Origin of the sequence: Erwinia sp. HR93 (assembly GCF_034555055.1) — a bacterium.
GTDB classification, from domain to species: Bacteria; Pseudomonadota; Gammaproteobacteria; order Enterobacterales; family Enterobacteriaceae; genus Apirhabdus; species Apirhabdus apintestini.
The window spans coordinates 1,044,769-1,057,726 of sequence record NZ_JAXUDP010000001.1; the positions used below are offsets into that span (position 1 = coordinate 1,044,769).

Annotated in this window: 5 protein-coding genes, 1 tRNA gene and 3 rRNA genes; 8 read left to right on the forward strand and 1 reads right to left on the reverse strand. The window is 52.7% G+C overall.

All coding sequences use genetic code 11. From position 1 onward, the window contains the following. Positions 1-8 precede the first annotated feature (8 nt). Positions 9-827, forward strand: coding sequence for a shikimate dehydrogenase (gene aroE / locus SFA31_RS04975; RefSeq protein WP_322836979.1), 819 nt, complete (start codon positions 9-11; stop codon positions 825-827). Continuing rightward, complete coding sequence (locus SFA31_RS04980) at positions 824-1,072, forward strand: DUF1488 domain-containing protein (protein ID WP_322836980.1); 249 nt, start codon at positions 824-826, stop codon at positions 1,070-1,072. Before aroE ends, SFA31_RS04980 begins: the two co-directional genes overlap by 4 nt. On the opposite strand, the gene SFA31_RS04985 is transcribed toward SFA31_RS04980, so the two are convergent. After that, positions 1,036-1,602 (reverse strand): gamma carbonic anhydrase family protein, encoded by a 567-nt coding sequence (locus SFA31_RS04985; protein ID WP_322836981.1) that lies wholly within the window; start codon positions 1,600-1,602, stop codon positions 1,036-1,038. The two genes, SFA31_RS04980 and SFA31_RS04985, sit on opposite strands and share 37 nt — an antisense overlap. Before the next feature lie 480 nt (positions 1,603-2,082). Between SFA31_RS04985 and SFA31_RS04990 the strand changes: the two genes are divergently transcribed. The 6 genes from SFA31_RS04990 to metH all read left to right on the forward strand — a co-directional run bounded on the left by SFA31_RS04990 (position 2,083) and on the right by metH (position 12,822). Next, positions 2,083-3,624 (forward strand): 16S ribosomal RNA (locus tag SFA31_RS04990). 171 nt (positions 3,625-3,795) lie between these two features. Next, positions 3,796-3,871: transfer RNA gene (locus SFA31_RS04995), tRNA-Glu, on the forward strand. Between the two features lie 190 nt (positions 3,872-4,061). Beyond that, positions 4,062-6,972, forward strand: a 23S ribosomal RNA gene (locus SFA31_RS05000). Positions 6,973-7,071: 99 nt separating this feature from the next. Next, a 5S ribosomal RNA gene (rrf, locus tag SFA31_RS05005) occupies positions 7,072-7,187 on the forward strand. Together the 16S, 23S and 5S rRNA genes with 1 tRNA gene alongside form the textbook arrangement of a ribosomal RNA operon. Before the next feature lie 736 nt (positions 7,188-7,923). Continuing rightward, positions 7,924-8,853 carry a homoserine O-acetyltransferase MetA gene (gene metA / locus SFA31_RS05010; RefSeq protein WP_322836982.1) on the forward strand — a complete coding sequence of 310 codons (930 nt, stop codon included), beginning with the start codon at positions 7,924-7,926 and terminating at the stop codon, positions 8,851-8,853. Between the two features lie 285 nt (positions 8,854-9,138). Continuing rightward, positions 9,139-12,822, forward strand: coding sequence for a methionine synthase (gene metH / locus SFA31_RS05015; RefSeq protein WP_322836983.1), 3,684 nt, complete (start codon positions 9,139-9,141; stop codon positions 12,820-12,822). Positions 12,823-12,958 lie beyond the last annotated feature (136 nt).

The window sequence follows — 12,958 nt, forward strand, 5'->3', positions numbered from 1 at the left end:
AATAATATATGGAAACCTATGCGGTTTTTGGTAATCCGATAGCACATAGTAAGTCACCACGCATTCATCAGTTATTCGCCCGGCAGGAAAACCTGAACTATTTATATGGGCGCGTTCTTACGCCTGAAGACGAATTTATCAATACGATAAATGATTTTTTTGGCTCAGGCGGAGAAGGCGCGAATATTACTGTGCCTTTCAAAGAGCAGGCCTTTTTGCGGGCGGATGAATTAACGCAGCGTGCAGAACTGGCGGGAGCTGTAAATACGTTTAAACGTCTGGAAGATGGACGTTTACTGGGGGATAACACCGATGGCGTAGGCTTATTAAGCGATTTAGAGCGATTGTGTTTTATTAAACCGACGTATCGTATTTTACTCATCGGCGCTGGCGGTGCATCGCGTGGTGTCTTGCTCCCATTATTGTCAAAAGGATGTTGCGTTACAGTTGTGAACCGCACATTTAAACGCGCAGAAGACCTGAGTACATCTTTTTCGCATGCTGGTATAATCAATGCCGTAGAGTTCAGCGATCTCACAGGCATGAAGTTTGATCTCATTATTAATGCCACTTCCAGCGGAATATTTGGAGAAGTTCCGGCGATCCCATCTTCTATTATTAATTCCCAAGTCCGTTGCTATGATTTATTTTACCAGGCGGGGAAAACACCGTTCCTCCTTTGGTGCGAATCGCATGGCGCAACGCGCATTGCTGACGGCTTAGGTATGTTGGTGGGGCAGGCTGCGCACGCAGCGAAGTTATGGCACGATGTTTTACCGGAAATTGAACCTGTTATTGAGGTACTCAGGCAGGAACTTTCAGCATGAATCAATCCATTCATTTCCCGGATCGTCAGACTTGGGATATTAATACTTCTTCAGTTTGCTTCCCCGTTTTGGTTAATGGTGTCCAGCTAGTATGTGCCATCAAAGGTCAGAATTTGCTTTTACGCTTTGGGGGAACGGATCCTGTTGCCGTATTCTGCGCAAATCGCTGGGATCTGGAAGAGGAAGCCAGCGATCTGATCCTTTCCTGTCAGGAAGATGAGCAAGGCTGGATTTGGTTATCCTGAGCCAGATAATCATTTTTCCATTTCACGTAATTGTCAGCTGAATATTTCAGATTCGCTACTTCCATCTCAGTTAAAGGGCGTATTTGTTTTACCGGACTGCCTAAATAAAGATAACCGCTGGTAAGGCGCTTATTCTGAGGAACAAGACTCCCTGCGCCAATAACCACGTTATCTTCAATAATCGCACCGTCTAATAAAATTGATCCCATTCCAACAAGAACTCGATTGCCTATAGTGCATCCATGCAGCATCACTTTATGGCCTACGGTAACCTCTTCGCCGACGATCAGTGGATGGCCCTCAGGAGTATTCACCGTTTTATGTGTGACATGCAAAACACTGCCATCTTGAATGTTGCTGCGAGCCCCAATTGTGATGAGATTTACGTCGCCGCGAATTACAACTAACGGCCAAATCCCAACGTCATCAGCAATTCTCACGTTACCGATAATTACACTTGCTTCATCTACCATGACCTTGTTGCCGAGTTTAGGAATATGGTTTTGATAAGAGCGAAGGTTATTTGGCATAGCTATCTCCAATTCGTAGCGTTATAGGCAATAAAAAGATGTGCTGGTAGAAAATCTATCCAGCTCGCAATGCAATAAGAATTGAAAGGATCCTATTAGAATTACGGCGGAAAGTGTGAAAAAACAACACTTGAAGAAAAAGATCAAAAAAAGCCTTGTGCAAAAATTTCGGATCCCTATAATGCGCCTCCGTTGAGACAACAATCCGAATATTTCGCGATGTTGATGATACGAAATAAATAGAGAAAACGCCTGAAAAATGGGGTTGACTCTGAAAGAGGAAAGCGTAATATACGCCACCTCGCGACCGGGGCGAAAGCCCGGCGCAACTGCTCTTTAACAATTTATCAGACAATCTGTGTGGGCACTCGAAAGCACTGATATCAACGTCTTCGGACGAAAAATGATTATCAAGTCTCAAGAGTGAACAACAGTTAATTCATTACGAACTAACAGTTTAATTCTTTGAGCATCAAACTTTAATTGAAGAGTTTGATCATGGCTCAGATTGAACGCTGGCGGCAGGCCTAACACATGCAAGTCGAGCGGCAGCGGAAAGAAGCTTGCTTCTTTGCCGGCGAGCGGCGGACGGGTGAGTAATGTCTGGGGATCTGCCCGATGGAGGGGGATAACCACTGGAAACGGTGGCTAATACCGCATAACGTCGCAAGACCAAAGTGGGGGACCTTCGGGCCTCACGCCATAGGATGAACCCAGATGGGATTAGCTAGTAGGTGGGGTAAAGGCTCACCTAGGCGACGATCTCTAGCTGGTCTGAGAGGATGACCAGCCACACTGGAACTGAGACACGGTCCAGACTCCTACGGGAGGCAGCAGTGGGGAATATTGCACAATGGGGGAAACCCTGATGCAGCCATGCCGCGTGTATGAAGAAGGCCTTCGGGTTGTAAAGTACTTTCAGCGGGGAGGAAGGCTGGTGGCTTAATACGCCATCAGATTGACGTTACCCGCAGAAGAAGCACCGGCTAACTCCGTGCCAGCAGCCGCGGTAATACGGAGGGTGCAAGCGTTAATCGGAATTACTGGGCGTAAAGCGCACGCAGGCGGTCTGTTAAGTCAGATGTGAAATCCCCGGGCTCAACCCGGGAACTGCATTTGAAACTGGCAGGCTTGAGTCTCGTAGAGGGGGGTAGAATTCCAGGTGTAGCGGTGAAATGCGTAGAGATCTGGAGGAATACCGGTGGCGAAGGCGGCCCCCTGGACGAAGACTGACGCTCAGGTGCGAAAGCGTGGGGAGCAAACAGGATTAGATACCCTGGTAGTCCACGCCGTAAACGATGTCTACTTGGAGGCTGTGGTCATGAACCGTGGCTTCCGGAGCTAACGCGTTAAGTAGACCGCCTGGGGAGTACGGCCGCAAGGTTAAAACTCAAATGAATTGACGGGGGCCCGCACAAGCGGTGGAGCATGTGGTTTAATTCGATGCAACGCGAAGAACCTTACCTGGTCTTGACATCCACAGAATTCTCCGGAGACGGAGAAGTGCCTTCGGGAACTGTGAGACAGGTGCTGCATGGCTGTCGTCAGCTCGTGTTGTGAAATGTTGGGTTAAGTCCCGCAACGAGCGCAACCCTTATCCTTTGTTGCCAGCGATTCGGTCGGGAACTCAAAGGAGACTGCCGGTGATAAACCGGAGGAAGGTGGGGATGACGTCAAGTCATCATGGCCCTTACGACCAGGGCTACACACGTGCTACAATGGCGCATACAAAGAGAAGCGACCTCGCGAGAGCAAGCGGACCTCATAAAGTGCGTCGTAGTCCGGATCGGAGTCTGCAACTCGACTCCGTGAAGTCGGAATCGCTAGTAATCGTGGATCAGAATGCCACGGTGAATACGTTCCCGGGCCTTGTACACACCGCCCGTCACACCATGGGAGTGGGTTGCAAAAGAAGTAGGTAGCTTAACCTTCGGGAGGGCGCTTACCACTTTGTGATTCATGACTGGGGTGAAGTCGTAACAAGGTAACCGTAGGGGAACCTGCGGTTGGATCACCTCCTTACCTGAAGATACGGTCTTTTGCAGTGCTCACACAGATTGTCTGATGAAAGAAAAGAAGCAAGGCGTTTACGCGTTGGGCGTGAGTAAGGGCGGGATATAGCCGTTCGCTTTCTGTTAACGAAAGCTCACCCTACACGAAAATGTCACACAATGTGTGACAGACAATTTTCGTGTCCCCTTCGTCTAGAGGCCCAGGACACCGCCCTTTCACGGCGGTAACAGGGGTTCGAATCCCCTAGGGGACGCCACTTGCTGGTTTGTGAGTGAAAGTCACCGGCCACTGTATCTCAAAGCTGATTTTGCCGTGAAGGCGGAGTCAGGTCTGAGATATTTGCTCTTTAACAATCCGGAACAAGCTGAAAATTGAAAATCCATAAACGGAATAACCGTTTAATGGGTCTCTCAAGCCTGCAGTCCGAAGACATCTTCGGGTTGTGAGGTTAAGCGAATAAGCGTACACGGTGGATGCCCTGGCAGTCAGAGGCGATGAAGGACGTGCTAATCTGCGAAAAGCGTCGGTAAGCTGATATGAGGCGTTATAACCGACGATGTCCGAATGGGGAAACCCAGTGCAATTCGTTGCACTATCATTAACTGAATCCATAGGTTAATGAGGCGAACCGGGAGAACTGAAACATCTAAGTACCCCGAGGAAAAGAAATCAACCGAGATTCCCTGAGTAGCGGCGAGCGAACGGGGAAGAGCCCAGAGTCTGAATCAGCGGGTGTGTTAATGGAACGGTCTGGAAAGTCCGGCGATACAGGGTGACAGCCCCGTACATGAAAATGCACCTGTTGTGAGCTCGATGAGTAGGGCGGGACACGTGGTATCCTGTCTGAATATGGGGGGACCATCCTCCAAGGCTAAATACTCCTGACTGACCGATAGTGAACCAGTACCGTGAGGGAAAGGCGAAAAGAACCCCGGCGAGGGGAGTGAAACAGAACCTGAAACCGTGTACGTACAAGCAGTGGGAGCCTTCCTTTATGGAGGGTGACTGCGTACCTTTTGTATAATGGGTCAGCGACTTATATTCTGTAGCAAGGTTAACCGAATAGGGGAGCCGAAGGGAAACCGAGTCTTAACCGGGCGCTAAGTTGCAGGGTATAGACCCGAAACCCGGTGATCTAGCCATGGGCAGGTTGAAGGTTGGGTAACACTAACTGGAGGACCGAACCGACTAATGTTGAAAAATTAGCGGATGACCTGTGGCTGGGGGTGAAAGGCCAATCAAACCGGGAGATAGCTGGTTCTCCCCGAAAGCTATTTAGGTAGCGCCTCGTGAATTCATCTCCGGGGGTAGAGCACTGTTTCGGCTAGGGGGCCATCCCGGCTTACCAACCCGATGCAAACTACGAATACCGGAGAATGTTATCACGGGAGACACACGGCGGGTGCTAACGTCCGTCGTGAAGAGGGAAACAACCCAGACCGCCAGCTAAGGTCCCAAAGTCATGGTTAAGTGGGAAACGATGTGGGAAGGCCCAGACAGCCAGGATGTTGGCTTAGAAGCAGCCATCATTTAAAGAAAGCGTAATAGCTCACTGGTCGAGTCGGCCTGCGCGGAAGATGTAACGGGGCTAAACCATGCACCGAAGCTGCGGCAGCGACACTAAGTGTTGTTGGGTAGGGGAGCGTTCTGTAAGCCGTCGAAGGTGGACTGTGAGGTCTGCTGGAGGTATCAGAAGTGCGAATGCTGACATGAGTAACGATAAAGCGGGTGAAAAGCCCGCTCGCCGGAAGACCAAGGGTTCCTGTCCAACGTTAATCGGGGCAGGGTGAGTCGACCCCTAAGGCGAGGCCGAAAGGCGTAGTCGATGGGAAACAGGTTAATATTCCTGTACTCGGTGTTACTGCGAAGGGGGGACGGAGAAGGCTATGTTAGCCGGGCGACGGTTGTCCCGGTTTAAGTGTGTAGGCGTGTGGACCAGGCAAATCCGGTCTGCTTTAACGCTGAGGCACGATGACGAGTCACTACGGTGATGAAGTAACAAATGCCCTGCTTCCAGGAAAAGCCTCTAAGCATCAGGTAACATCAAATCGTACCCCAAACCGACACAGGTGGTCAGGTAGAGAATACCAAGGCGCTTGAGAGAACCCGGGTGAAGGAACTAGGCAAAATGGTGCCGTAACTTCGGGAGAAGGCACGCTGGTGCGTAGGTGAAGTCACTTGCTGACGGAGCTGAAGCCAGTCGAAGATACCAGCTGGCTGCAACTGTTTATTAAAAACACAGCACTCTGCAAACACGAAAGTGGACGTATAGGGTGTGACGCCTGCCCGGTGCCGGAAGGTTAATTGATGGGGTTATCGCGTTGCGAGAAGCTCCTGATCGAAGCCCCGGTAAACGGCGGCCGTAACTATAACGGTCCTAAGGTAGCGAAATTCCTTGTCGGGTAAGTTCCGACCTGCACGAATGGCGTAATGATGGCCAGGCTGTCTCCACCCGGGACTCAGTGAAATTGAACTCGCTGTGAAGATGCAGTGTACCCGCGGCAAGACGGAAAGACCCCGTGAACCTTTACTATAGCTTGACACTGAACACTGGTCCTTGATGTGCAGGATAGGTGGGAGGCTTTGAAGTGTGGACGCCAGTCTGCACGGAGCCATCCTTGAAATACCACCCTTTAATGGCTGGTGTTCTAACGCAGGCCCGTAATCCGGGTCGCGGACAGTGTCTGGTGGGTAGTTTGACTGGGGCGGTCTCCTCCCAAAGAGTAACGGAGGAGCACGAAGGTGGGCTAATCCTGGTCGGACATCAGGAGGTTAGTGCAATGGCATAAGCCCGCTTGACTGCGAGAGTGACGGCTCGAGCAGGTGCGAAAGCAGGTCATAGTGATCCGGTGGTTCTGAATGGAAGGGCCATCGCTCAACGGATAAAAGGTACTCCGGGGATAACAGGCTGATACCGCCCAAGAGTTCATATCGACGGCGGTGTTTGGCACCTCGATGTCGGCTCATCACATCCTGGGGCTGAAGTAGGTCCCAAGGGTATGGCTGTTCGCCATTTAAAGTGGTACGCGAGCTGGGTTTAGAACGTCGTGAGACAGTTCGGTCCCTATCTGCCGTGGGCGCTGGAGAACTGAGGGGGGCTGCTCCTAGTACGAGAGGACCGGAGTGGACGCATCACTGGTGTTCGGGTTGTCATGCCAATGGCACTGCCCGGTAGCTAAATGCGGAAGAGATAAGTGCTGAAAGCATCTAAGCACGAAACTTGCCCCGAGATGAGTTCTCCCTGAGACTTAAAGTCTCCTGAAGGAACGTTGAAGACGACGACGTTGATAGGTCGGGTGTGTAAGCGCAGCGATGCGTTGAGCTAACCGGTACTAATGAACCGAGAGGCTTAACCTTACAACGCCGAAGGTGTTTTGAGGGGTTGAGAGTATTTTCAGTTTGTGACGGATAAGACCCGTGGCGGCGCGAGAGTGCGGCGGCGGGTGACAGAATATGCCTGGCGGCGACAGCGCGGTGGTCCCACCTGACCCCATGCCGAACTCAGAAGTGAAACGCCGTAGCGCCGATGGTAGTGTGGGGCTTCCCCATGCGAGAGTAGGGAACTGCCAGGCTTTTATACAGGAAGAACCCCGGTCATCTGGCCGGGTTTTTTTTTTATGCGAAAAACAGCGCGATACCGGGTCCGGCCACATCCGGACAGGCTCACGCCGTAAGCCCCGCGGCCGGTAGCCGCACTGGCCGGTTATCACCGCGCCGGATTATGTTTATCCTGTTTATCCTGTTTATCCTGTTTGCCCTGCCACTGACCGCGTCTGAGGGTAAAATAATATCTGCCCCCTGACGCCTGCGGCGCCGGCCCGCCGCTGTAATGCTTTAGCCTGGCGCTGTCGCAATGAGCCAGAATATCATCGCGTGTTTGCGCCGGGCGCGGCTTTGCCTGGGTAACCGCCCGCCGGCCCGCGCAGTGTTTACAGGCTGCGGGAGAGGCGCCGCGGGGCGGTGATCCCGGCAATTTCCCCGCAGCGGACGCGCGGCTATTCTGCCACGCCAGCGGAACGGCCGCTGTCGCAGGCCCTGCGGCCTTTACTGAATGCCGGACCATAACGTCACGCGCCCGGCCGCGCGTCTCACATGCCATCCATCCCGTCCGGCCAGCGCAGGCAGCCCTTTTTCATAGCCCTCAGTGCAAAAGCGATGGCGTATCTCCGTATCAGCAGCAAAATGCCGCTAACCTGCCTGAAACTTTTTCACTTATCCGATCCCGCCTCGACATTTGTACTCAGGCACGCTATCTTCAGGCATCTGGATGTCTAAACGTGTAAACGTATATAGAGAGGATGGAAGGTTATGCCAATTCGGGTACCCGACGAGTTACCGGCCGTGAGTTTTTTGCGTCAGGAAAATGTCTTTGTAATGACAAGCTCCCGGGCGCGCGTACAGGAAATCCGCCCTTTAAAAGTGCTCATCCTCAACCTGATGCCGAAAAAAATTGAAACGGAAAACCAGTTTCTCAGGTTACTTTCCAACTCCGCTTTACAGGTCGATATCCAGCTTCTGCGTATTGACAGCCGCGAATCGCGCAATACACCCGCACAGCATCTCAACAACTTTTACTGCGATTTTGCTGATATCAGCGAGGAAAACTTTGATGGTCTTATCGTCACGGGCGCGCCGCTGGGGTTAGTGGAATTCAACGATATCGTCTATTGGGAGCAAATCCGACGCGTTCTTATTTGGGCGCAGGCTCATGTTACTTCAACGCTGTGCGTGTGTTGGGCGGTGCAGGCCGCGCTCAATATTTTGTATAACATTCCCCGCCAGACGCGTAGAACGAAACTTTCCGGGGTATATGAGCACCATACGACGCAGCCGCATGCTTTACTCACCCGGGGCTTCGATGACACATTTTTGGCACCCCACTCGCGTAACGCTGATTTTCCGGCGGCGACAATCCGCGACTATACCGATCTGGAAATTTTAGCTGAAACGGTACAGGGAGATGCCTATCTGTTTGCCAGCAAAGATAAGCGCATCGCATTTGTTTCCGGGCATCCGGAATATGATGCCTCCACGCTTGCGAATGAATATTTTCGTGACAGAGAAGCCGGGCTATCCCCGGTGCTTCCTGAAAACTATTTCCCACGGGACGATCCAACGCAAACCCCGCGGGCGAGCTGGCGCAGCCACGGGCATTTGCTGTTTAGCAACTGGCTCAACTATTACGTTTACCAGATAACGCCGTACGACCTGCGGCATATGAATCCTACGCTGGAATAGCCCTGCCCGCTTGCCTGGCAATTTCAGGTGCCCGCGCGCCGGAGACTGGCAGGCCGTGATATTCAATACGCTATAGCGCAACCAAATAGCCATTAATGGCCATTCAGGCGATAAATTGCATAACTCATCCTTCGACGCGCATCGGGTACTCAGACTGAAGGGCTTTAACGGCGGTAAACTTTAACCTTTTATTAACCTGTGTCAGGATTAACGGCCAGCCGCAAAATAACGAAAAGGCCAACACGGCGGGTGTTATCAGCAATATAACAAAACAGAGAGGCGAGCGTGGGTAAAGGCGTTGAAAAACTGCGTCAGCAGATGGCTGAGCGAATTCTAATTCTGGATGGCGCCATGGGCACGATGATCCAGAACTACCGTTTACAGGAGGCGGATTACCGCGGTGCGCGCTTTGCGGACTGGCCCTGCGATGTGAAAGGCAATAACGATCTGCTGTCTCTAACGCGCCCGGAAATTATTAGTGCCATTCATGATGCCTACCTGGAAGCGGGCGCTGACATCATCGAAACCAACACATTTAACTCTACGCCGATTGCGATGGCGGATTATCAAATGGAATCGCTGTCGGCTGAAATTAACCGGGAGGCGGCCCGGCTGGCGCGTGCCTGTGCCGATATATGGAGCGCCAAAACGCCGGATAAACCGCGCTATGTGGCGGGGGTACTCGGCCCCACCAACCGCACGGCATCGATTTCACCTGATGTTAACGATCCCGCATTCCGTAATATTACCTTTGATGGTCTGGTGGCCGCCTACCGGGAATCTACGCGCGCGCTCATTGAAGGTGGCGCGGATCTTATCCTGATTGAAACGGTATTTGACACTCTGAATGCAAAAGCCGCGCTCTTTGCCGCGCAGACGGAGTTTGAAGCACTGGGCGTTACGCTGCCGGTCATGATTTCCGGGACCATCACCGATGCCTCAGGGCGCACCTTATCCGGCCAGACGACCGAGGCATTCTATAACTCCCTGCGCCACGCGGACGCGCTGGCATTTGGCCTCAACTGTGCGCTTGGGCCGGATGAACTGCGTCAGTATGTCGCTGAGCTTTCACGCGTGGCATCGTGTTATGTCAGTGCGCATCCCAATGCCGGATTGCCTAACGCATTTGGCGAATATGATTTAGACGCCGATGCGATGGCCAGCCAAATCCGCGAGTGGGCGCAGGCGGGTTTTCTCAATATCGTTGGTGGATGCTGCGGTACCACACCGGCGCATATTGCCGCTATCAGCCGGGCGGTTGAAGGGCTTGCCCCGCGTCCATTGCCTGAGATCCCGGTAGCCTGCCGTCTGTCCGGGCTGGAGCCGCTGACCATTGAGCAGAATAGTTTGTTCGTGAATGTCGGTGAACGCACCAACGTGACCGGTTCGGCGAAATTCAAGCGGCTTATTAAAGAAGAAAACTATGCCGAAGCTTTGGATGTCGCACGTCAGCAGGTAGAAAATGGCGCGCAGATTATTGATATCAATATGGATGAAGGGATGCTCGACGCCGAGGCGGCGATGGTGCGCTTCCTGAATTTAATTGCCGGCGAACCGGATATTGCGCGCGTTCCCATCATGATTGACTCTTCTAAATGGGAGGTTATTGAGCAAGGGCTCAAGTGCATCCAGGGGAAAGGCATCGTCAATTCTATTTCCATGAAAGAAGGGGTTGGGGCGTTTATCCAGCACGCAAAACTGGTGCGGCGCTACGGTGCAGCGATGGTGGTAATGGCTTTTGATGAAACGGGCCAGGCGGATACCCGCGCGCGTAAGATTGAAATTTGCCGGCGCGCCTATCACATCCTGACTCAGGAAGTAGGATTCCCACCGGAAGATATCATTTTTGATCCCAATATTTTTGCGGTCGCTACCGGCATTGAAGAACATAACAATTATGCGCAGGATTTTATCGGTGCCTGTGAAGACATTAAGCGCGAACTGCCGCATGCGCTGATTTCCGGCGGCGTATCCAACGTTTCTTTTTCGTTTCGGGGTAATGACGCGGTGCGTGAAGCAATCCACGCTGTATTCCTGTATTACGCCATCCGCAGCGGGCTGGATATGGGAATCGTTAATGCCGGGCAGCTTGCTATCTACGACGATCTCCCAACCGATCTGCGCGATGCGGTGGAAGATGTCATTCTGAATCGACGCGATGACGCCACCGAGCGCCTTCTAGAACTGGCGGAACGCTACCGCGCCAGCAAGGCCGGTGAAGACAATCAGCCTCAGCAGGCAGAGTGGCGCGGCTGGGCGGTGGATAAACGGCTGGAATATTCGCTGGTAAAAGGCATTACCGAATTTATCAGGCAGGATACCGAGGAAGCGCGTCAACAGGCTGCAAAACCCATCGATGTTATTGAAGGCCCGTTAATGGCGGGCATGAACGTGGTCGGCGACTTATTCGGTGACGGGAAAATGTTTCTGCCGCAGGTAGTAAAATCCGCGCGCGTCATGAAGCAGGCGGTAGCGTACCTGGAACCCTATATCGAGGCAAGCCGCAGCGCCGGGCGCAGCAACGGAAAAATTGTTCTGGCGACGGTCAAAGGTGATGTCCACGACATCGGCAAAAACATCGTCGGCGTTGTATTGCAATGTAATAACTATGAAATTATCGATCTGGGCGTGATGGTGCCGTGCGATAAAATCCTTAAAACCGCGCGCGAAGTTAACGCTGATATCATCGGGCTTTCCGGGCTAATAACGCCTTCTTTGGATGAGATGGTGAACGTAGCTAAAGAAATGGAGCGTCAGGGCTTCACTTTGCCGCTGCTGATAGGCGGAGCCACGACCTCCAAAGCGCATACGGCTGTGAAAATCGAACAGCATTACAGCGCGCCAACCGTCTACGTGCAGAATGCTTCACGCACCGTCGGCGTGGTCTCCTCGCTGCTCTCGGACTCCCTGCGCCCGGCGTTTGTAGAAAAAACGCGTAAAGAGTATCACACCGTACGTACGCAGCACGCCCGGAAAAAACCGCGCACTCCGCCGGTAACGCTCGCAGCCGCGCGCCAAAACGCATTGTCTTTTGACTGGGCGAACTATACGCCGCCGGTACCGCGTCAGCTCGGAGTTCAGGCGATTAGCGCCAGCATTGAAACGCTGCGTCACTATATTGACTGGACGCCGTTTTTTCTCACCTGGTCGCTTGCCGGAAAACATCCGCGCATTCTCACCGATGACGTCGTCGGTGAAGAAGCACGCCGTCTGTTTGATGACGCCAACGCGATGTTGGATCGTTTAGATGCGCAAGGTTCGCTGACTCCGCGCGGCGTAGTCGGCCTGTTTCCGGCTAACCGGGTAGGGGATGATATTGAAATTTATCGGGATGAATCGCGCTCTGAGGTGATAGCCGTCAGTCATCATCTTCGTCAGCAAACGGAAAAATCGGGTTTCGCCAACTATTGCCTGGCGGATTTTGTGGCACCGAAACAAAGCGAGAAAGCTGATTATATCGGCGCTTTTGCCGTCACCGGCGGGCTGGAAGAAGACGCACTGGCCAGCGCCTGGGAAGCACAGCATGACGACTATAATAAAATAATGGTAAAAGCCGTGGCCGATCGGCTGGCAGAGGCGTTTGCGGAATACCTGCATGCGCGAGTGCGTAAAGCGTTCTGGGGATTTGCGCCCGATGAGGCGCTCAGTAACGAGGAACTGATCCGGGAAAATTATCAGGGTATTCGCCCGGCGCCTGGCTATCCCGCTTGCCCTGAACATACGGAAAAGGGCGTAATCTGGCGGTTGCTGGAGGTTGAAAAGAATACCGGAATGTCGCTAACGGAGTCGTTCGCGATGTGGCCGGGAGCATCGGTTGCGGGCTGGTATTTTAGTCACCCGGACAGTAAATATTTCGCCGTAGCGCAAATTCAGCGCGATCAGGTGGAAGATTATGCGAGCCGCAAAGGCATGCTTGTAGAGGACGTAGAACGCTGGCTGGCACCGAATTTGGGCTATGATGCTGAGTAACGCACTAACCCGTAACGCTTGATTGCGGGTGGGCTGCTATTTTGCATTAGCGGTGAAACGCCTGCGCAGGCAGCACTTCCGCCGATGAGTGTGCCGTAGGTAAACGATTGCCGTTAATGGGGCAGCGTAAAATCTG